Consider the following 18,417-nt stretch of genomic DNA (forward strand, 5'->3'; position numbering starts at 1 on the left):
GATCAGGCGGCCGGCATGCCGAAGCAGCCGCGGCCCACGGCGGTCAGCCTTCCCTGGTCGTCGAACACGTCGACGTCGACCACGCCCACCGTCCTGCCGGCACGGCGCACCAGCGCCTTGCCCGTCAGGCTCGCACCGGACGAGGGCCGCAGGTAGTCGACCCGGAAGTTGATCGTGGGCAGGGGCTGCCTGGTCCCCATGATGAGGGCGAAACAGCCTACGGTATCGACCAGCGAGGCGATGCTGCCGCCGTGGAACTGGCTGCCGCCGGCGCCGCGCTCGAGCTCCGGTCGCATCGGCATGGTCATGGACAGCGTGCCGGCCGCGACATCGGCGTCGTCGCAGCGCAGGCCCAGGAATTTGATGAAGGGCGAGCCGTCCAGCCACTTCTGGATGTCCCGCGGCGTCATGGCCGCAGGGTTCGAGGTGTCGTTCATGATTCGTGTCCTTGGTCGAGGGAGGCCGGCGGCAGCGCCGTGCGGACCAGAGAAACCCAGTATGCGCTGCCCAGGGGCAGGATGGCGTCGTTGAAATCGTAGTTGGGGTTGTGCACCATGCAGCCGCCTTCCTGGCCGACGCCGTTGCCTATCCATACATAGGCGCCCGGCCTGGCCTGCAGCATGAAAGCGAAGTCTTCCGCGGCCATCAGCGCCTGGGCCTGGGTCAGCACGCGCGCCGGCCCCACCAGCGCCAACGCCGCCTCGCGCGCGATGCCGGCTTCGGCCTCGCTATTGACCGTGGGCGGATAGCGGCGGTCGTAGCGCAGCTCGATCTCCACCCCGTGGGTATGGGCGACTCCTTCGCAAATGCGGCGGATCTCGGCCTCCACGGCGTTGCGCACCTCCTCCTTGAACACGCGCACCGTGCCCGACAGCCGGGCCGAAGGTGGAATGACGTTGTGGGTATCGCCCGCATGGAAGGTCGTGACGGACACCACGGCCGAGTCGAGCGGACTCACGCGCCGGCTGACGATGCCCTGCAGCGCGCAGACCAGCGCCGAACCGGCCAGGACCGGGTCGATGGCCGCGTGCGGAAAGGCCGCGTGCCCGCCCTTGCCGCGCACCTCGACGTCGAGCAGGTCGAACGAGGCCATCATCGGCCCCGGCATGACGCCGAACGTGCCGGCCGGCATGCCGGGGATGTTGTGCATACCGTAGACCGCGTCCATCGGAAAACGCTCGAACAGGCCTTCCTCCACCATCAGCCGGCCCCCGCCTTCGCCTTCCTCGGCGGGCTGGAAAATGAAGTAGACCGTCCCGTCGAAAGCGGGATGCGCAGCCAGGTAACGCGCGGCACCGAGCAGCATCGCGGTATGGCCATCATGCCCGCAGCCGTGCATCTTGCCCGGCACGATCGAGCGGTGGGCGAAGGTATTGGCCTCTGTCATGGGCAGGGCGTCCATGTCGGCGCGCAACCCGATCGCACGCGTGCCCGTACCCGCCCGCAGCGCACCGACCACACCCGTGCGCGCAATGCCGCGGTACGCGGCGATGCCCAGCGATTCCAGCATGTCGGCGACCAGGCCTGCGCTGCGCACTTCCTCGAACGCGGTCTCCGGATGCGCGTGCAGGTCGTGGCGGATGCGGACCAGTTCGTCGCGATAGGCCTGGATCTCCTCGAGCGGGCTCACTGCCGCCCCCTCCTGCCGCATGCTGTCCCTGGCAGCGACACTCATGGCGACTGCTCCACGAACTCGATCACATTGCCGCATGCCGATCGCGGGCCGACCACGATGCCACTCGCTTCCGTGAACGGCACCTCGTTCGCAGCCAGGAGGCCGGCCAGGCGGAGGCGGTCGCTCACCGCGATGCGCATGCCGGCGTAGGCCACGCCATCGCCCGCCGCCGGAGCGGCGCAGCCGAAGCGCGCCTCGAAGGCCGCCGGCTCGTAGAGCACCAGGTCGGTCCTGCCTGGCGACAACGCATGGCCGCCATCGGCGCCGCACACGGCGGCCACGCCGAACAGGCGCTCGAAGTAGGCGATCGCGGGCCGGACGTCGTCGCCCACGCCGATGGCCGCGAGCAGCGTCTGCGCCGTATTGGGATGTTCCAGCCAGTCCTCGCGCAGGTAGAGCTCGACGTTGTGATACTGGCAGACGTTGAACTTCAACGGCGCGGGGACGGGCAGCAGCACGTCGAATTCGGGCCAGACCGACCCTTCTCCCGGAATGGCCCACTCGCGACGCACGTGCGAGGGCGGCGCGAAGGGATAGCCGGCATCGGCTAGCAGCCGATGCGCGGCATGCGCATCGCGCGTCATCATGACCATGGACTTGATCCCGGGCTCTCCGGCCAGCACTTCGCGCATGGGGGCGGGCAACCGCGAGGCGTCGGCCACGCCCATCAATTCGATGAAATTGGCCGCGCCCGGCGTGCGCGGACGCATGGGCACCAGGCGGTTGGCGATGCCCATGGCGGAGATGTGCGAGATGGGCGTCAGCCGGAATCCCAGCCGCTCATAGTCGGCTGCTGCCGCATCCAGGTCGGCGACGTAGGTCATCAGGTGATCGAGTTCTTCTATGCCGTGACTGCTCGTGTTCATCGGTTCCGTCTCTATTCAGAAAGCCAGCACTTCATGCTGATGGGGAAACTGCGCCAGCAGCCGGCGCGCGCCTTCGACATGCGCGGCCGGCACGCGGACCTGGACGAAGGTGCCGTGGCGGGGATGAGGGGCGATCTCCAGCGCCACGCGCTGCCCGCTGCCCACCAGTTCGCGCAGCAAGGCTTCGAAAGTGCGATGCGCGGCATCCAGGCGCAGCAGGGTCTTGTCGACCTTGCCCACGCCGGTCAGGGGTAGTGCATCGAGCACGATGATGTCCTTGGGCACCGCGGCGCGCTCGGCAATGGAACGGGCGGCCAGGTCGAGCAGCTCGGTGGGCAGCGCCAGATGGCCAGGCTTGAGCTGGACGTAGGCAATGGGCAGTTCGCCCGCGTACGCATCGGGCCGGCCCACCGCCGCCGCCAGCGCCACCGCCGGATGGGCATACAGCGCGGCCTCGATCACGGCCGGATCGATGCCATGCCCGCCGCGCTTGATCAGGTCCTTGGCGCGGCCGGTGATCCAGACGTAGCCGTCGGCGTCCACCCGCCCGAGATCGCCGGTGTCGAGCCAGCCGCCACGAAAGAAAGGCTGGCGTCCGGCTTCTACGCCGCGGTAGCCGGAAAACACGCTCGGACCGCTGATCGCCAGCACGCCGATCTCGTCCACGCCGCAGTCGCCCGCCTCACGGCCCTGCGCGTCCACCCGTACCGCCTTGACTCCGCAGTACGGCAGCGCCACGCCCACCGAACCGGCGCGGCGCTGCCCATGCAAGGGCATGGAGGTCACCGCCAGGCAGGCCTCGGTCAGGCCCCAGGGTTCGGTCAGCGGCACCTGCAGGCGTTCGACCAGCGCATTGCCGATCGACACCGGCAAGGCCGCCGCGCCATTGACCAGCAGGCGCAGCGCGGGGATCCGCGCCTTGCCCGGCGCGTTCTGCGCCAACTGACCCATGACGGTGGGCGGCGCGATGAGCACCGTCACCCGTTCGCGCTCGGCCAGCGCCCAGGTATCGGCCACCGTGCCCGGCCCGCGGTAGCCCGATTCGCCGGCAATGACCAGCGAGGCGCCGTTGGCGAGCGGGAACAATGCACTGGCCAGCAGCCCGCCCACGTGGAACATGGGCATGGCGGCAAACACCCGGTCGGTATCCGTATAGCCGTAGCCATAGCTGGAGAACAAGGCGCAGACGGCAAAGTTTTCGCCCGTCAGCGGCACCAGTTTCGGCAGGCCCGTGGTGCCGCCGGTATGGAACAGCGCGACCTGCTCGGCGCTCCGGTCCCGCAGCGCGAAACCCGCCGACGATCCCGCGGCCAGCAACTCGGCACGGCGCAGCAGCCTGGGCGGCGACGCGCAGGCGGCAAGGATGGCGTCCAGCTTGCCTTCGACCACCTCGCCGTCCGCCACGAGCACGCGCGCGGCCATCGCGTCGAGCAGGGTGGCGATCTCCCGAGCCTCGAGATAGACGTTGATCGGCGCGATCACGCTCGCGGCCTGCGCGCCCAGCACCACGGCCAGCGTTTCGGGCCCGTTGGGCAGCAGTGCGGCAACGGTGTCGCCAGGACCCACGCCCGCGGCCGCGAGGTTCGCCGCCACGCGCAGCATGGCCGCGTGCAGCCGGCCGAACGTCCAGTCCTCGGGCGCATCGCCCAGCAAACCCCTGGGCAGGTAGCGGATGGCCGGCGCCTCGGGCCGCCGGCGCGCCGCGTGGACGAAGAGTCCGGGCAGGTCGCGCGCCGGCAGCCGTGCGGCCGGCGGCACGGCGGCGAACCGCGCCGCGTCGGCCGCGCTCGCGAAGACCGTGTCGGGCGGAATCATGAAGCCTCCGTCACGGCGTCACGACGATCTTGCCGAAGAACTCGCGCCGCTCGAACGCGCCGTACGCGTCGATGGCGTCGGACAGGGGCACGACCCGGTCGATGACCGGCTTGAGTCTGCCGTCGGCCACCAGCGCGACCAGCCGCTCCTGGTCCTCCATGGTCCAGCCGGTGGAGCCGATGATGGTCATTTCCGACGTGAACAGATAGGGGATGTCGGTCACGGCCTTGTAGCCGCCCGTGCCGCCGCAGCACAGCAGGCGGCCAAAGCGCTTGACGCAGCGCATGGACGGCATCCACGTTTCGCCGGCCGTGAAGTTGACCACCACGTCGACGCCGCCGCCCCGCAGCAGCGAACCGGTCTTCTCGCGGATGACCTGGTCGAAGGAATCCCGGGTGTAGTCGATGGTCTCGTCCGCGCCCAAGGCCTCGAGCCGGCGGCATTTGTCGGCATCGCCGGCGGCGGCGATCACCCGCAGGCCGGCGATCTTGGACAGCAGCACGCAGGCATTGCCCACGCCGCCCGAGGCGCCCAGGATCAGGATGGTTTCTCCGGCCTGTATGTTCCCGCGGCCGTGCAGCATCCGGTGCGCCGTGCCGTAGGCGCAGGGCAGGCAGGCCGCGTCCTCGAACGACACGTTGTCGGGCAGGCGCATCAACTGGCTGGCGCGGACCACGCAGTACTCGGCCATGGCGCCGTTGCGGTTTTCGCCCAGCATGTCGAAGCTGCCGGCGGTCCAGTCGACCTGATGCGGAATGGGCAATACGCGGTCGCCCACCTTCCAGCCGGCCACGCCCTCGCCCAGTTCGGCGATCTCGCCCGCGCAATCCGATCCGTTGATGCCGGGCAGTTGCACCTTGATGCCCGGCATGCCCCGGCGCGAGAACAAATCCGCATGGTTGAAGCTGGTTGCCCGCACCCGGATCTTGACCCATCCGGGGGGCACGGCGGGCTCGGGGACATCGCCATAGCGAAGGACGGACAGATCGCCATGTTCGTTGAAGTAGACGGCTTTCAAGGCAGCTCCTTTGGACGGAAGACGGACATGGGCAAAGAGGGAAAAGCACCATTGCCGCGTTTTTCTGTTTTGTATAGTATCCAACATGTTGTCCATAGTGCAATGACCTGAACTCCGGAGGCCAGTCATGCGTATGCTGTCCAAGTTGGTTCTCACTGCAGTACTGGCGGCATGCGCGTCCCTGCCCGCCCATGCTCAGAACAAGAAGGTCGCGATTGCCGGATGGGGGCCGCATCCCACGCTCGACGCCACCATCGCCGGCTTCAAGAAAGGCCTGGCGGCGGAAGGATTCAAGCCCGGCGACAACCTCGTCTTCGACGAAAGCGACGTCAACTTCGATCGGTCGCTGATCCCGCAGATGCTCAACAAGCTGGCCAGCGGCAATCCCGATCTCATGGCGACCATCGCCACGCCGGTTTCGCTCACCGCGATACAGCGGCTGCGCACCCGCAGCTTTCCCATCGTCTTCACGCCCATCGCCGATCCGGTCCACGCCGGCCTGGTGCCCGGCTGGAAAAACGGCGAGAAACTGCTCACGGGATCCTCGGTCGCGCTCGACTACGACGCGGTGCTCGCGTTCTTCAAGGCGGTCGTTCCCAGCCTCAAGCGGCTGGGCGTGCTCTATGACACAGGCGACGACAGCTCGACCGCCGCGCTGGACGGCCTGGCTCCCCTGGCCGGCAAGCACGGCATCACGCTGGTCAAGATAGGCGTGGACAACCCCTCCGAGCTGCCGCAGCGCGTCCAGTCCGCGCGCGGGCGGGTGGACGCCGTCTATCCGGTGGCCTCGGGCCGCATCCAGCAGGGGGCGGCCACCATCGCGGCCACCGCCGAACGCGCGCAGTTGCCGGTGGTCACCACCATTCCCGAAATGGTCCGGCAGAACCAGGCGGCGGCAGCGCTCGCGGTATCGTTCGAGCAATCGGGCGAAGCCGCCGGCCGCATCGCCGGCCGTATCCTGAAGGGCGAGGATCCCCAGTCCATACCCGCGTGGCGGCCCGCGCCGCAGGACCACCGGCCGTTGTTCAGCGCCTCCAGGCTGAAGGCGGCGGGCCTTGCCGTTCCCGCGGCGTACAAGGACTGCGGCTGCGTGGTCGGGCAATAGGGCGGCGCGCCATGATACGCATCGCCCATTTGCACAAGACCTTCAACGCCGACACGCCCGATGCCAAGACCGCCACCCGCGACCTGAACCTCGCGGTGGCCGAGGGCGAGTTCGTCGCCATCATCGGCGGTAACGGCGCGGGCAAGAGCACCCTGCTCAATCTGGTGGCCGGCGCCTTGCAGCCCGATTCGGGCCTGATCGAGATCGCCGGCCGGGACGTGACCCGCAGTCCCGAATACCGCCGCTCGCGCTGCGTGGCACGGGTGTTCCAGGATCCGATGATAGGCACGGCGCCCATGCTGACGGTGGAAGAAAACCTGGTCCTGGCTGAAATGCGCGCCCGCGGGCGCGGCTGGCGCCAGGCGCTTACCGGCCACCGCCGGGAACGATACCGCCACGCCCTGGCCGGGCTCGGCCTCGGCCTGGAGGATCGCCTCACCGCCCGCGCCGGCCTGCTCTCGGGCGGCCAGCGCCAGGCGCTCGCGCTGGTCATGGCCACGCTGGAAACCCCGCAGGTGCTGCTGCTCGACGAGCACACCGCCGCGCTCGACCCGCGCACATCCTCCGCCGTCATGGAGGCTACGCAGCGGCTGGTATCGGCCCGGCGCCTGACCACGCTGATGGTCACGCACAACATGGAACATGCGCTGCAATACGGCAGCCGCATCGTCATGATGGCCGGCGGCGCGGTGCGCGCCGACCTGTCCGCCGCCGACAAGCAAGGCCTGGGCGTGGCCGACCTGGTAGAACGTTTCCATATCGCGGACGACCGCATGATGCTGAGCTGACCCATGATGGCAATACTCGAGAGCTTCTGGTTCCTGATACCCGTTACCGTCGTCCAGAGCCTGATCTATTCGACGGTGGCGGTGGGCATCATGATTCCGTTCCGCATCCTGTCCTTGCCCGACCTGACCTGCGAAGGCAGCCTGCCGCTCGGCGGCTGCCTGGCGGCGGCCCTGGTCATCGCCGGCCTGGACCCTTACACGTCGACCTTGCTGGCGGTGGCGGCCGGCGCGCTGGCGGGCGCCGCCACCGCATGGCTGCACTTGCGATTCCGCATCCACTCGCTGCTGGCCGGGATCCTGGTCTTCACCATGTTGTGGAGCGTGAACCTGCGCGTGCTGGGCAAGCCCAACGTATCCATGCCCGCCGGCCAGAATGTCTTCGATGCGGTGTCCGAGACGATCCTGCTATCCAACGGCTGGCAGGTCGCGGTGTTCGGCGCGCTGGCGCTGCTCGGCGTCCTGGCGCTGGTCTGGCTGTTCCGCACCGAGGTCGGCCTGTCGATGCGCTGCGTGGGCGCCAACGACCGGCTCGCGCCCGCGTTGTCCATCCGGTCGGCCAGCTTCATCATCGGCGGCTTCGCGCTCGCCAACGCCATCGTGGCCGGCGGCGGCGCCCTGCTGGCGCAACAGCAAGGCTATGCCGACGTCACCATGGGCTTCGGCATCCTGATCAACGGACTGGCCTCGCTGATCGTCGGCGAGGCGCTGATCGGCCGCCACACCGTCGCGCGGCAGGTGTGCGCGCCGGTGATCGGATCGATGGTGTACTACCAACTGGTGTCGCTGGGCCTGGCGAGCGGCCTGCACCCCTCGGACCTGAAATTCCTGACCGGCCTGTTCGTCATCGCCACGCTCGCGCTGCCCGGCCTGCGCAAGCGGGCCGGCGTCATGGGAGGACTGTAAGATGCCGCAAACGCGCCTCATCGGACTCATAGGGGGCATGAGCTGGGAGTCGTCCGCCCTCTACTACCGCTTGATCAACGAAACCATGCAGCGGCGATGCGGCGGGCATCGCAATGCCGCCAGCGTGCTCGTCACCCTGCAATTCGAGTCGCTGCTGCAGGCCGGCGGCGAGGGCCGCTGGGCGGACGTCGCCGGCGCCGTTGCCGAGGCCGGCCGCCGTCTCGCGAGGGCCGGCGCCGACTTCTTCCTGCTGACGGCCAATACGGCGCATCGCTTCGCGGACGAGGTCGAACGCGCCGTCGGCCTGCCGCTGCTGCACATCGGCACGCCCACCGCGGCCGCGCTGAAGGCGGGCGGGTTGCGCCGGGTCGGGCTGATCGGCACCCGGCACGTCACCACGTCGTCCTTCTATATGGACTGGTACCGCGACCACCACGGCATCGAAGTGGTTCCGCCCGCCGCCGAGGACTGCGCGATGCTCGACGCCATCATCATGGACGAGCTGACCCAGGGGCGCATCGACGACCGCTCCCGCCAGCGCGTGCTGGCCGTCATTGATAGAATGCGGCTCGCCGGCCTGCAAGGGGTCATCGTCGGATGTACCGAGCTGCCCTTGCTGCTGGACGGCGCCGCGCCGTCGCTGGCCTGCTACGACACCACCCGGCTGCATGCCGAGGCAGCGGTCGAATGGGCACTCGGCGCGTCCGGCGCACCCCCGTGACCTCATTTCCTCATTGACAGGTTGTCGCGCATGCCCGCATCGAAACCGCAAAAGAACGCCGCCGCGCCGGTCGTGCGCGAGAAAAAGGGCATCCAATCCGTCGAAGTCGGCGTGCGTGTGATCGACGCCCTGGCGGCCGCCACCGGCTCGCTGCCGCTGCGCGACATCGGCAAGGAGGCGGGCATCTCGGCCAGCCAGGCGCATCGCTATCTCACGAGCTTCGCCAAGTCCGGCCTGGTGGTCCAGGATCCCGCCACCGGCCACTACGGCCTCGGTCCCCGCGCGCTGCGCTGGGGCGTATCGGCCATGACCAAGACCGATGTCTTCACGCTCGCCTCGCAGGCGCTCGACCGCATCTGCGAACGCTTCGACCTGACCGGACTGCTGTGCGTCTGGGGCGAATCGGGGCCGACCTGCATACGCCTGAAGCGCAGCACCTTCCTGATCGGCACCGACCTCGGCCTGGGTTCGGTGTTCCCGGTGCTGACCTCGGCCTCGGGGCTGGTCTTCATGGCCCACCTGCCCGACGCCATTACCAAGCCCTTCATCCAGAAAGAAATCACGCGCGCCAAGGCGCGCGGCGAGCGCATCGGCCCAGGCGACGTGGAGCGCCTGTGCCAGACGGTGCGCACGCAGGGCTATGCGGAAGGGCACGGCCACTACGTCAGCAACCTGTCGGCGCTGGCCGCCCCCATCCTCGACTACCAGGGGACGGTTTCCACCGTCATCACGCTCATCTTCCGGGAGCCGCCCGGGCAGACCATCGTGCCCAGTCCGGCGGAGATCGCCACCGCGCTGGTGGAGGAAACGCGGGGCGTGTCGCGGTCGATCGGGTGGAAGCCGGAAGAGGCGTAGAAGCGGAGCGCCTGACGCGCGCGGGCGCGGCATCGATGCGCTAGGGTTCCCCCTTGTTCCCTTCATTGTAAGGATACCTTATATTATTTCTTCCGGATGCTGCCCGCAAAGCAGCGCCCTGCCCGCGATCGCCGATCCGAGCATGAGCAACCAATGATCCAGGAGACGCCATGCCTTGCCTACGCCTGTCGGCGGGAGCCGTCGTGCTCGCCGCATTCGCTCACGCTCCCGCCTTCGCGAGCGACTACCCTAGCCGTCCCGTCCGTCTCGTGGTGGGCTATACGGCAGGAGGAGGCAGCGACATCCTCGCGCGGGTGCTGGCGCAGAAGATGTCCGAGGGACTCGGCGTCCAGGTCGTCGTGGAGAACCGTCCCGGCGCGGCCTCGATGATCGCGACCGAGTACGTGGCGCGGGCCGCGCCCGACGGCTACACCATTCTTCTGGGCGCCAGCGGCGCGCTGGCCATCAATCCCGCGCTGTACAAGGAAGTCAAGTACGACGCCGCGAAAGATTTCGCTCCCATCTCGCTGGTGGCCTCGCTGCCGGTGCTGATGGCCGTGAACAAGAGTGGTCCCGCGCAGACCCTGCCCGACTTGCTCGCCTATGCGAAAGCACACCCGGACAAGGCCAACTACTCGTCCGCGGCCGCGCCGTTCCGCCTGATCGGCGAACAGCTCAACCTGCAAGCCGGCACCCGCTTCCAGGAAATTCTCTACAAGGGCAGCACCGACGCCGTGAATGCCGCGCTCGCCAACGATGTGCTGGCGACCATTTCCGACTCGATCTCGATCGGCGCCGGCTTGAAGACCGGCAAGCTCAAGGCCATCGCGATTACTTCCCGCAGCGAACATCCTTCGTTTCCCGGCGTGCCGACCTTCACCAGCATGGGACTGAAGGGCCTCGATATGCAGTTATGGCAGGGACTGCTGGCGCCGGCCGGCACGCCGCCCGCCATCGTCGATCGCCTGCAGCGTGAGGTGCACCGCGTCATCGCGCTGCCGGAAGTACGTCAGCGCTATGCCGGCATGGGCCTGGATCCGGAGACCAGCACGGCGGCGGAGTTCTCGCGGCTGATCGCGAGCGAACTCACACGATGGAGCGACATCGTGAAGAGCGCGGGGATCGAAAAGCTGTGACCACCATGGACCGCGGGTCTCCCATCGCGTTCTATTTCGATCCCATCTCTCCCTACGGCTACCTGGCCTCGACCCGCATCGAGGCGCTGGCGGAGCGCTACGGCCGGCAGGTGGATTGGCGGCCCGTGCTATTGAGCGTCACGGTGTTGCAGGTGATGGGCCTGAAGCCCGTTCCGGCCACGCCGCTCAAGTCCGACTATTCTCGGCAGGACAAGAGCCGGATGGCGCGCCTGATGAACGTGCCGATATGCGAGCTTCGCCACCCGGACGTGTCGCCGATCCGCGCGCTGCGCGCGTTCCTCTGGCTGAAGCGGCGCGACGCCGCGCAAGCCGCGCGTTTTGCCAAAGGCATCTGCGCGAAGCTGTGGGCCCGGGGGGAAGACATTTCCACCACCGAAGCCGTCCTGCAAGAAGCGGTCTTGCAAGGCCTGGATGCGTCGGCCCTGCGCCAAGGCATGGAATCGCCCGAGATCAAGGCGCAGCTTCGGGAAGAAGTGGACCATGCCGTCGCCGCGGGAGTCTTCGGCGTGCCCTTTTTCATCGTGGACGGACAGCCCATCTGGGGCGTGGACCGTCTCTGGATGCTCGAGCATTGGCTCAAATACGGTTCGTGGGACCCCGCGCCATGACACACCCGGATGCCCTGTTGCAATTCGCCGGCCAGGACCTGGCCGCACTGCTCGGCAAGAAGGCCGCCGAGCGCCCCCGCCATCCCTTCCTGATCTGGGCATCGGAGCCCGGCTCATCGCGCGCCTGGACCTATGCCGAGTTCGCGGGCCAGGTCGAACGCCTGGCCGGCGGACTGACGGCCCGCGGCATACGAGCCGGGGACCGGGTGCTGATGCACCTGGAGAACTGCCCGGAGTTCCTGCTGACGTATTTCGCCTGTGCGTACCTGGGCGCGGTTTGCGTGCCCACCAACGCCATGGCCGCCGGTCCCGAGCTGGCCTACTTCGCCGAGCTGACCGGGGCCCGGGGCGCCGTGACCCAGCCGAAGTTCGCGGACAAGATCCGAAGCCATTGCCATGCGCTGGAATGGCTGGCGATCACCGACGACGACGCCGGCCAGCCTGCGGACCTTGCTACCGCCCCCAAGCCCGACGAACGCTACGCCGCATTGCTGGCCTCGCCCGTGGCGCGGCGGCCGCCCGATGCATCGGCGCCCCTGTCCGTGCTGTTCACGAGCGGCACCACGTCCAGGCCCAAGGGCGTGCTGTGGACCCATGCCAACGCGTTGTGGGCCGGCAGGCTGGGGGCCATGCAGCAAGGCCTGCGCAGCGACGACATCTATCACGTATTCCTGCCGCTGTTTCACGTGGTCGGCTTGTCATGGTCCGTCTTTCCGGCGCTCTGGGCCGGCGCAACCGTCGTCCTGCAGCCGCGTTTCTCGGCCAGCCGCTATTGGCCCGTTGCGCTGGAGCACCGCTGCACCGTGGGATCGCACGTCATCTTCAGCGCCAACGTGCTGGCCGGCATGCCGGTCCCGCAAGGCCACGCCTTCCGGCAATGGTGCAACGCGCTGTGGCAGCCCGAACACGAAACCCATTTCGGCCTGAAGATGATGGGCGCCTGGGGCATGACCGAAATGGTGGCCCAGGGCATCGTCACCGATCCATGGTCTCCGCCGCGCCCGGGCGCCATCGGTCGTGCATCGGCAGGCTACGGCGTGCGCATCGTCGACGACCATGGCCGGGACTGCCGGCCGGGGGAACGCGGCCACCTTCTCATCCGCGGCGTGCCTGGCGTCACGCTCTTCGCGGAATACTTCGGCAATTCCCAGGCGACGCGGGACGCCTTCGACGATGGCTACTTCAAGACGGGCGACAGCGTGCTGCTGCACGACGACGGCTCGATCCAGTTCGGCGACCGCGCCAAGGACCTGCTCAAGGTGGGCGGCGAAGGGGTATCGGCGGCCGAGATCGAGCGGGTCATACGCGGCGTCCCCGAGGTTGGCGAAGTTGCCGTGGTTGGCCGGCCGGATGCGGCATACGGCGAAGTTCCTGTCGCCTTCGTGAGGCTGGCCTCCGGCAGCCACGGCGGCCCGGGCCTGTCCGAGCGCATCGTCGCGGTCTGCCGGCGAGAGCTCGCCAAATACAAGGTGCCGCAGGCAGTGGTCTTCGTCGAGGATTTCCCCCGCATCGGCGTAGGCAAGATATCGAAAGCCAGGCTCAGGGAACTGGCCGCATCGGAAACGGGCAAGCGGTAACGCCCGTGCGATTGCCCCATCCCGGGTCCGGAGGCTTGTGTGGCTGCAATACACTGTCTTGCTCACAGGATACCGCGATGCATGTTCCCACCCTCGCCACGCCGCGCCTGGTGCTGCAGCCCTTGACGCTGGCCGATGCCCCCGCCATCCAGCAGGCCTTCCCGCGCTGGGAAATCGTGCGCTTTCTGGCCGACCGCGTACCCTGGCCCTATCCCGGCGACGGCGCGCTCGCCTTCGTACGCGACGCGGCGCTGCCGGCCATGGCCGAAGGCCGCGAGTGGCACTGGAGCCTGCGCCCCAGGCAGGAGCCGGACCTGCTGATCGGCGTGATCAGTCTCATGGACGACCCGGACAACAACCGCGGCTTCTGGATGGTGCCGGAATGGCAGGGGCAGGGCCTCATGACCGAGGCCAGCGAAGCCGTCACCGCCTACTGGTTCGAGGTGCTCGAAAAACCCAGGCTGAGGGTGCCGAAGGCGGCGACCAACATCCCGTCCAGCAGGATATCGGCGCGCAACGGCATGCGCATCGTCGCCACCGAAGAACGCGGCTATGTATCCGGGCGGCTGCCCACCGAGATATGGGAGATCACGCGCGAGGAATGGCTCGCGCGCCGCTAGAGCAGGCGCGTTCCTGGCGGCACGTCCTTGTCGGGCACGCACAGGGCCACATGGCCGTTCGCGTCGTGGAAACCCGTCACGAGGCATTCCGACATCAACGGCCCGATCTGCTTGCGCGGAAAGTTCACCACCGCCACGACCAGCCTGCCCACCAGCTCATCGGGCTGGTAGTGATGGGTGATCTGCGCGCTGGACTTGCGCACCCCTATCTCTTCGCCGAAGTCCACGTGCAGCACGTAGGCGGGCTTGCGCGCCTCGGCGAATACCGAAGCACTGACCACGCGGCCTACGCGCAGCTCGACCTTCATGAAGTCGTCCCACCCGATTTCCTGCATGTCGCTTCCTTGCCAAGCAAAGGCGCATGGTAAAACAGATCGCCCCTGCGCTTCACCGGAGAGCACACATGGACAGCACACCCGCCATTCATCACGCCGCCGCCGACGGCTATGCCAAGGGGGCCGACACCTACGTCCGCGGGCGCCCCGATTACCCGCCGGAGATCGCCGCGTGGCTGCGCGACACGCTGGGGCTGCGGGCCGGCGCCACTGTGCTGGACCTGGGCGCCGGCACCGGCAAGTTCACGCCTCGCTTGCTCGCCACGGGGGCAAGCGTGATCGCGGTGGAGCCGGTTGCCGCCATGCTGGACAAGCTCGCGGCGGCCCAGCCCGAGGTCCGGCCGCTGGTCGGCACGGCCGAGGCCATCCCGCTTCCCGATGCCAGCGTCGATGTCGTGGTCTGTGCCCAGGCCTTCCACTGGTTCGCAACGGCCGAGGCCTTGAGCGAGATCCACCGGGTGCTCAAGCCGCGCGGCCGGTTGGGGCTGGTCTGGAACATGCGCGACGCCCGCGTGCCCTGGGTGGCGCAGATGGACCGCATCGTCAACGAGTTCGAAGGCGACGCGCCTCGCTACTACACCGGCGCCTGGCGCAAGGCGTTTCCCCATCCGGGCTTCGGACCGATCGACGAGCGGCACTACGCCAACGGCCACACCGGCTCGCCGGAAGACGTCATCCTGAACCGGGTGCGTTCGACCAGCTTCATTTCGGCCTTGCCGCCGGAAAAGAAGGCGCTGGTCGATGAACGGCTGCGGGCGCTGATCGCCGCCGAACCCGAGCTGCGCGATCGCGCCGTCGTGACCGTTCCCTACGATACCGCCGCCTATTGCGTGGCGAGGGCGGATTAGCAAGAAGCCGAAGAACCATGACCCAGAACATCTACGACGATCCGGCATTCTTCGAAGGCTATAGCCGGCTCAACCGATCCATCCACGGGCTTGCCGGCGCTCCCGAATGGCCCGCGCTGCGGAACATGGTGGGCGATGTCCGGGACCAGGCCGTCGTCGATCTGGGATGCGGCTATGGGTGGTTCAGCCGCTGGGCGCGCGAACATGGCGCGCGCAACGTGCTGGCGCTCGACGTTTCCGACCGGATGCTGGCCCGCGCGCGCGAGCTCACGGCCGGCGACGGCATCGTCTACCAGCGGGCCGATCTCGAGCGGCCCTCTCTGCCCCGCGCGGCGTTCGATCTTGCGTACAGCTCGCTGACCTTCCATTACATCGAGAACCTCGCCGGCCTGTTCTCGGCCATCCACGCCTCGCTCAGGCCGGCGGGCCGCCTCGTCTTCTCCATCGAGCATCCGATCTACATGGCGTCGCGCCATCCGGGATGGCGCGTGGATGCCGACGGCCGCAAGACCTGGCCGATCGACAGCTACCAGGTCGAGGGCCCGCGCACCACCAACTGGCTGGCCGAAGGCGTGGTCAAGCAGCACCGGACGATAGGCACGCTGTTCCGGCTGCTCGACGAGGCGGGATTCACGGTCACGAGGCTGGTGGAATGGGGCCCATCGGATGAAGACCTGGCCACTCAGCCCGAATTGGCCGAGGAACGCGATCGGCCGATGATGCTGCTGATGGCGGCCTCGGCTTGAAGGACCGCGGCGGAATTCAAACGCAAGAGCCGGAGTGCACGGCCTTTTCCCGGGGCCTAGAGTGACAACCATCGCGGCACGTCGCCGCTTTCCCGGTTGAAGGATTCCATCATGAAACTCCGACTTGCCCGCCTGGACTCGCCATTGGGTGGACTACGCCTGGCCATCGACGCGCAGGGCTTGCTGCGCGCGGTGGATTTCCAGGACCACGACGGTCATTTGCATCGCGGCCTGCGCACGCGCTATGGGCAATGCGAAACCGCCGAAGGGCCTGCGCCGGCCGGCATCGCCGCCCGTTTCGTCCGCTATTTCGAAGGCGACCTGGCCGCGCTCGACGACATTCCGACCGCGACCGCCGGCACCGCCTTGCAGCGCCAGGTCTGGGCCGCGCTGCGCGGCATTCCGGCCGGACGAACGGCGAGCTACGGCGAACTGGCTCGCGCCCTGGGCTACGCCGATCCCCGCATGGCCATCGAGATCGGCGCCGCCAACGCCGCCAATCCGCTCGCCATCGTCGTGCCCTGCCATCGGGTCATCGGCAAGGACGGCGCGCTCAAGGGCTATGCGTGGGGCCTGGCGCGCAAGCGCTGGCTGCTGGCGCATGAAGGCGCGCTGGCCGGGGCGGCTCGAGCATGAAGAAGCGCTGGCGCCTGGTCGGCGCCGGCGGCAAGGCTTATCTCGGCGACGAGCCGGGCGCCTGGGGCGGACACCGCCGCAGCAGGATATATGGCCGCCTGGACTGTCCGGCCGCCGCACGGGCCATCGCGCGCGGCGGATACGTCGAGCACCGGGTGTTCTTCCTGCGCGAGTCGGACGCCTTGGCGGCCGGATATCGTCCATGCGGCATCTGCATGCCGGCCGCCTATGCGGCATGGAAGGCAGCGCGGCGGGGAGCCTAGCCGTCCAGGTGCGAATACACCGTCACGTCGGTCGGCCAATCCGTAAAAGGCACCGGCTCGGACACCTGCACGCCGTGCGGCATTTTTCCCATGCGCCGCGCGCCGCGCGCCGTCACGCGTACCGTATCGCCCCAGGCGAACTGGAACGCGCCATCGGCCGTGGAGATCGCGGGCTTGCATATATAGACGCCGTCCTCGGGAAAAGCCGCGTCCATGGCGCGCTCGGTCGCGCCGTAGAAGGGATCGCCGCCCAGCCGGGTGAGCACCAGCGGACGGTCGTCGCCCAGGCCTCTGCCGTGCAGGATGAGCGAGGCCCGCAGTCCGGCCAGCGGACCGCTGCGCGGCGCGATGCGACGCGTGATGTCGACGGTCGCGGCGATCATCTCGCGTACCGTGACGCCCGGGCGGAAGATCTCGAGCAGTTCGGCGTACATGTCGCCATGCAGGGCCGACAGGTCGCGGATGACGGGCGGGCACCGGTTCACCGCCACCACCGGCAGGCGCTGCGCGCGATACCCGATCACCGACGCCTCGATTTCGCCGAGGATCAGGTCGCCCTCGCGCAGCGGCCGGGCGGCCGGGCGGTCGGGCGGTCGGGCGCGTCAGGGTACGGCCGGGGTTGTCGCCGCTGATCCAGTTGAAGTGCACCGAAAGCTCCGACCCGCGGCGGAACATGGCATGCATGGTCTCGGCCCAGGCGACGTAGTCCGGCACGCCCGGCTGGGCCTGGCCTGGAACCGGGTCGACGTGCTGAACGGGGGTGTGCACGCCACGAATGAGTGGATGGCCGGCGGCAGCTACGCACTGGACCGCGCCAAGCTGTACCTGAGCTACTGGCAGTTCCGGACCGACAACGGCGCGGCGCCCGACGCGCGGATCGGCCTGTGGACCTTGGGCGTCACCTTCAACGTCACGGCCAGCGGCCGTATCCTGGGCAGCCTCGGCCTGCTGGGCGCATCCCGGCCCGCGGCCGCCTCGGGCAACGATGCGCGGCAGATCACGCTGGGCTATGAGCACGATCTGTCGAAGCGCACGACGCTCTACGCGCAGTACGCGCACGTCGCCAACAAGAACGGCGCGAACTATCTGCTCAGCCGGTTCGCCAATACCGGCGTGGGCACGGGCAACGTCTCCGATCCGCGCGCCTTCCAGGTCGGGATGCGGCACTCGTTCTAGCGCGTGATGCCCTTGCTCTCGATCAGCGCTCCCAGCATGTCGTAGTCCTTCCTAAGGTTGCGCTTGAACTCCTCGGGCGAGGTCATGAAGGGTTCCGCCGAGAGCTCCTTCTGTCATTTTCAGAAGACGACTGCACGGAATATCAGAAGTCAACCGCACGACCTTCTCCGATGCCAATTAGGCAGGCCGCTCACGAATCCAAAATCGCAGGCCAATGTCGGCGTGCGAAACAACTCATGCTATGCGTTGCATCCCGGATGATTGCAATCTGATAAACCTTGCAAGATGCCACATGCCTCTATTCGTCGAGCGCCCGAGCATTTTTCACGCAGCGAGAGCAAGTGCCGCTTCAATTGCAACAGCGCTTCGACGCGATCTTCGGTCTGACGAATATGGGCATCCAGTAGTGTATTGACGTCGCCGCAGTCCTGAGCAGGGTTATCTCGTAGGCCCAGCAGTATCCTGATTTCGCTCAGCGTCATGTCAAGCGAACGGCAATGGCGGATGAACTGCAAACGCTCGATGTGTACATCGCCGTACAACCGGAAGTTGCCACCACTGCGCGCTGGCTTCGGCAGCAGCCCTTCCTTCTCGTAGTAGCGGATGGTCACGACCTCGCACCCGGAGCGCTTGGCGAGGTCGCCAATTCTGATTTCCATGCCTCAATCTCCATTTTTCACTTGACTCTATAGCGACTATAGAGTT

22 protein-coding genes are annotated in these 18,417 nt (G+C 67.9%); 14 read left to right on the plus strand and 8 right to left on the minus strand.

The genetic code is table 11. From position 1 onward, the window contains the following. Positions 1-2: 2 nt before the first annotated feature. The 5 genes from CDO44_RS01625 to CDO44_RS01645 are packed head-to-tail and all read right to left on the minus strand — an operon-like array spanning position 3 to position 5,374. A complete protein-coding gene (locus CDO44_RS01625; RefSeq protein WP_233145995.1) occupies positions 3-437 on the minus strand; it encodes a PaaI family thioesterase in 435 nt (144 codons plus the stop codon). Then, a complete protein-coding gene (locus CDO44_RS01630) occupies positions 434-1,630 on the minus strand; it encodes a M20 aminoacylase family protein (RefSeq protein WP_369824485.1) in 1,197 nt (398 codons plus the stop codon). The genes CDO44_RS01625 and CDO44_RS01630 overlap by 4 nt, the downstream gene beginning before the upstream one ends. Positions 1,631-1,671: 41 nt before the next feature. Further along, positions 1,672-2,541: a VOC family protein gene (locus CDO44_RS01635; RefSeq protein WP_087778375.1), complete on the minus strand. Its 870-nt coding sequence runs from the start codon at positions 2,539-2,541 to the stop codon at positions 1,672-1,674. Between the two features lie 15 nt (positions 2,542-2,556). Next, the gene (locus tag CDO44_RS01640) at positions 2,557-4,356 is read right to left on the minus strand and encodes an AMP-binding protein (RefSeq protein WP_087778376.1); all 1,800 of its coding nucleotides are present in this window, start codon (positions 4,354-4,356) and stop codon (positions 2,557-2,559) included. Positions 4,357-4,366: 10 nt separating this feature from the next. Further along, positions 4,367-5,374 carry a zinc-binding dehydrogenase gene (locus CDO44_RS01645; protein WP_087778377.1) on the minus strand — a complete coding sequence of 336 codons (1,008 nt, stop codon included), beginning with the start codon at positions 5,372-5,374 and terminating at the stop codon, positions 4,367-4,369. 127 nt (positions 5,375-5,501) lie between these two features. Here CDO44_RS01645 and CDO44_RS01650 point away from each other — a divergent pair, with 127 nt between their 5' ends. The 9 genes from CDO44_RS01650 to CDO44_RS01690 all read left to right on the plus strand — a co-directional run bounded on the left by CDO44_RS01650 (position 5,502) and on the right by CDO44_RS01690 (position 13,708). Further along, the gene (locus CDO44_RS01650) at positions 5,502-6,479 is read left to right on the plus strand and encodes an ABC transporter substrate-binding protein (RefSeq protein ID WP_087778378.1); all 978 of its coding nucleotides are present in this window, start codon (positions 5,502-5,504) and stop codon (positions 6,477-6,479) included. Positions 6,480-6,490: 11 nt separating this feature from the next. Continuing rightward, entirely contained in the window at positions 6,491-7,267 is a 777-nt protein-coding gene (locus CDO44_RS01655; protein ID WP_087778379.1) for an ABC transporter ATP-binding protein, read from the plus strand. A gap of 3 nt (positions 7,268-7,270) precedes the next feature. After that, positions 7,271-8,170, plus strand: coding sequence for an ABC transporter permease (locus CDO44_RS01660; RefSeq protein ID WP_087778380.1), 900 nt, complete (start codon positions 7,271-7,273; stop codon positions 8,168-8,170). 1 nt (position 8,171) lies between these two features. Next, complete coding sequence (locus CDO44_RS01665; RefSeq protein ID WP_087778381.1) at positions 8,172-8,891, plus strand: aspartate/glutamate racemase family protein; 720 nt, start codon at positions 8,172-8,174, stop codon at positions 8,889-8,891. Positions 8,892-8,921: 30 nt separating this feature from the next. Beyond that, positions 8,922-9,746: an IclR family transcriptional regulator gene (locus tag CDO44_RS01670; RefSeq protein ID WP_087778382.1), complete on the plus strand. Its 825-nt coding sequence runs from the start codon at positions 8,922-8,924 to the stop codon at positions 9,744-9,746. 170 nt (positions 9,747-9,916) lie between these two features. Beyond that, positions 9,917-10,882 carry a tripartite tricarboxylate transporter substrate binding protein gene (locus tag CDO44_RS01675; RefSeq protein ID WP_087778383.1) on the plus strand — a complete coding sequence of 322 codons (966 nt, stop codon included), beginning with the start codon at positions 9,917-9,919 and terminating at the stop codon, positions 10,880-10,882. Between the two features lie 5 nt (positions 10,883-10,887). After that, positions 10,888-11,511, plus strand: coding sequence for a 2-hydroxychromene-2-carboxylate isomerase (locus CDO44_RS01680; RefSeq protein WP_087778434.1), 624 nt, complete (start codon positions 10,888-10,890; stop codon positions 11,509-11,511). Further along, positions 11,508-13,088: a class I adenylate-forming enzyme family protein gene (locus CDO44_RS01685; protein WP_087778384.1), complete on the plus strand. Its 1,581-nt coding sequence runs from the start codon at positions 11,508-11,510 to the stop codon at positions 13,086-13,088. The genes CDO44_RS01680 and CDO44_RS01685 overlap by 4 nt, the downstream gene beginning before the upstream one ends. A 77-nt stretch (positions 13,089-13,165) precedes the next feature. Then, on the plus strand, positions 13,166-13,708 hold the full coding sequence (locus tag CDO44_RS01690; RefSeq protein WP_087778385.1) for a GNAT family N-acetyltransferase: 543 nt from the start codon (positions 13,166-13,168) through the stop codon (positions 13,706-13,708). On the opposite strand, the gene CDO44_RS01695 is transcribed toward CDO44_RS01690, so the two are convergent. Continuing rightward, on the minus strand, positions 13,705-14,043 hold the full coding sequence (locus CDO44_RS01695; RefSeq protein ID WP_087778386.1) for a tRNA-binding protein: 339 nt from the start codon (positions 14,041-14,043) through the stop codon (positions 13,705-13,707). The genes CDO44_RS01690 and CDO44_RS01695 overlap by 4 nt on opposite strands. A 68-nt stretch (positions 14,044-14,111) precedes the next feature. Between CDO44_RS01695 and CDO44_RS01700 the strand changes: the two genes are divergently transcribed. The 4 genes from CDO44_RS01700 to CDO44_RS01715 all read left to right on the plus strand — a co-directional run bounded on the left by CDO44_RS01700 (position 14,112) and on the right by CDO44_RS01715 (position 16,536). Continuing rightward, complete coding sequence (locus CDO44_RS01700) at positions 14,112-14,891, plus strand: class I SAM-dependent methyltransferase (RefSeq protein WP_087778387.1); 780 nt, start codon at positions 14,112-14,114, stop codon at positions 14,889-14,891. A gap of 17 nt (positions 14,892-14,908) precedes the next feature. Next, positions 14,909-15,637 carry a bifunctional 2-polyprenyl-6-hydroxyphenol methylase/3-demethylubiquinol 3-O-methyltransferase UbiG gene (locus tag CDO44_RS01705; RefSeq protein WP_087778388.1) on the plus strand — a complete coding sequence of 243 codons (729 nt, stop codon included), beginning with the start codon at positions 14,909-14,911 and terminating at the stop codon, positions 15,635-15,637. 111 nt (positions 15,638-15,748) lie between these two features. Beyond that, the gene (locus CDO44_RS01710; RefSeq protein ID WP_087778389.1) at positions 15,749-16,273 is read left to right on the plus strand and encodes a methylated-DNA--[protein]-cysteine S-methyltransferase; all 525 of its coding nucleotides are present in this window, start codon (positions 15,749-15,751) and stop codon (positions 16,271-16,273) included. Then, positions 16,270-16,536 carry an Ada metal-binding domain-containing protein gene (locus CDO44_RS01715; protein ID WP_087778390.1) on the plus strand — a complete coding sequence of 89 codons (267 nt, stop codon included), beginning with the start codon at positions 16,270-16,272 and terminating at the stop codon, positions 16,534-16,536. The genes CDO44_RS01710 and CDO44_RS01715 overlap by 4 nt, the downstream gene beginning before the upstream one ends. On the opposite strand, the gene CDO44_RS01720 is transcribed toward CDO44_RS01715, so the two are convergent. Then, a complete protein-coding gene (locus CDO44_RS01720; RefSeq protein WP_158213186.1) occupies positions 16,533-17,060 on the minus strand; it encodes a hypothetical protein in 528 nt (175 codons plus the stop codon). The genes CDO44_RS01715 and CDO44_RS01720 overlap by 4 nt on opposite strands. A gap of 154 nt (positions 17,061-17,214) precedes the next feature. Here CDO44_RS01720 and CDO44_RS27550 point away from each other — a divergent pair, with 154 nt between their 5' ends. After that, positions 17,215-17,712, plus strand: coding sequence for a porin (locus CDO44_RS27550; RefSeq protein ID WP_158213187.1), 498 nt, complete (start codon positions 17,215-17,217; stop codon positions 17,710-17,712). 239 nt (positions 17,713-17,951) lie between these two features. Here CDO44_RS27550 and cadR read toward each other — a convergent pair whose 3' ends face one another. Continuing rightward, positions 17,952-18,371 (minus strand): Cd(II)/Pb(II)-responsive transcriptional regulator, encoded by a 420-nt coding sequence (cadR, locus tag CDO44_RS01730; protein ID WP_087778393.1) that lies wholly within the window; start codon positions 18,369-18,371, stop codon positions 17,952-17,954. Positions 18,372-18,417: the final 46 nt, after the last annotated feature.

It is taken from the genome of Pigmentiphaga sp. NML080357 (genome assembly GCF_002188465.1).
In the GTDB taxonomy this organism is placed as follows: domain Bacteria; phylum Pseudomonadota; class Gammaproteobacteria; order Burkholderiales; family Burkholderiaceae_B; genus Pigmentiphaga.

Coding starts and splice junctions, on each gene's coding strand:
- CDO44_RS01640 (WP_087778376.1), bottom strand. CDS start 4,356: ATGATTCCGCCCGACACGGTCTTCGCGAGCGCGGCCGACGCGGCGCGG.
- CDO44_RS01710 (WP_087778389.1), top strand. CDS start 15,749: ATGAAACTCCGACTTGCCCGCCTGGACTCGCCATTGGGTGGACTACGC.
- CDO44_RS01685 (WP_087778384.1), top strand. CDS start 11,508: ATGACACACCCGGATGCCCTGTTGCAATTCGCCGGCCAGGACCTGGCC.
- CDO44_RS01690 (WP_087778385.1), top strand. CDS start 13,166: ATGCATGTTCCCACCCTCGCCACGCCGCGCCTGGTGCTGCAGCCCTTG.
- CDO44_RS01665 (WP_087778381.1), top strand. CDS start 8,172: ATGCCGCAAACGCGCCTCATCGGACTCATAGGGGGCATGAGCTGGGAG.
- CDO44_RS01650 (WP_087778378.1), top strand. CDS start 5,502: ATGCGTATGCTGTCCAAGTTGGTTCTCACTGCAGTACTGGCGGCATGC.
- cadR (WP_087778393.1), bottom strand. CDS start 18,371: ATGGAAATCAGAATTGGCGACCTCGCCAAGCGCTCCGGGTGCGAGGTC.
- CDO44_RS01715 (WP_087778390.1), top strand. CDS start 16,270: ATGAAGAAGCGCTGGCGCCTGGTCGGCGCCGGCGGCAAGGCTTATCTC.
- CDO44_RS01660 (WP_087778380.1), top strand. CDS start 7,271: ATGATGGCAATACTCGAGAGCTTCTGGTTCCTGATACCCGTTACCGTC.
- CDO44_RS01655 (WP_087778379.1), top strand. CDS start 6,491: ATGATACGCATCGCCCATTTGCACAAGACCTTCAACGCCGACACGCCC.
- CDO44_RS01675 (WP_087778383.1), top strand. CDS start 9,917: ATGCCTTGCCTACGCCTGTCGGCGGGAGCCGTCGTGCTCGCCGCATTC.
- CDO44_RS01695 (WP_087778386.1), bottom strand. CDS start 14,043: ATGCAGGAAATCGGGTGGGACGACTTCATGAAGGTCGAGCTGCGCGTA.
- CDO44_RS01625 (WP_233145995.1), bottom strand. CDS start 437: ATGAACGACACCTCGAACCCTGCGGCCATGACGCCGCGGGACATCCAG.
- CDO44_RS01635 (WP_087778375.1), bottom strand. CDS start 2,541: ATGAACACGAGCAGTCACGGCATAGAAGAACTCGATCACCTGATGACC.
- CDO44_RS01700 (WP_087778387.1), top strand. CDS start 14,112: ATGGACAGCACACCCGCCATTCATCACGCCGCCGCCGACGGCTATGCC.
- CDO44_RS01705 (WP_087778388.1), top strand. CDS start 14,909: ATGACCCAGAACATCTACGACGATCCGGCATTCTTCGAAGGCTATAGC.
- CDO44_RS01680 (WP_087778434.1), top strand. CDS start 10,888: ATGGACCGCGGGTCTCCCATCGCGTTCTATTTCGATCCCATCTCTCCC.
- CDO44_RS27550 (WP_158213187.1), top strand. CDS start 17,215: ATGCATGGTCTCGGCCCAGGCGACGTAGTCCGGCACGCCCGGCTGGGC.
- CDO44_RS01670 (WP_087778382.1), top strand. CDS start 8,922: ATGCCCGCATCGAAACCGCAAAAGAACGCCGCCGCGCCGGTCGTGCGC.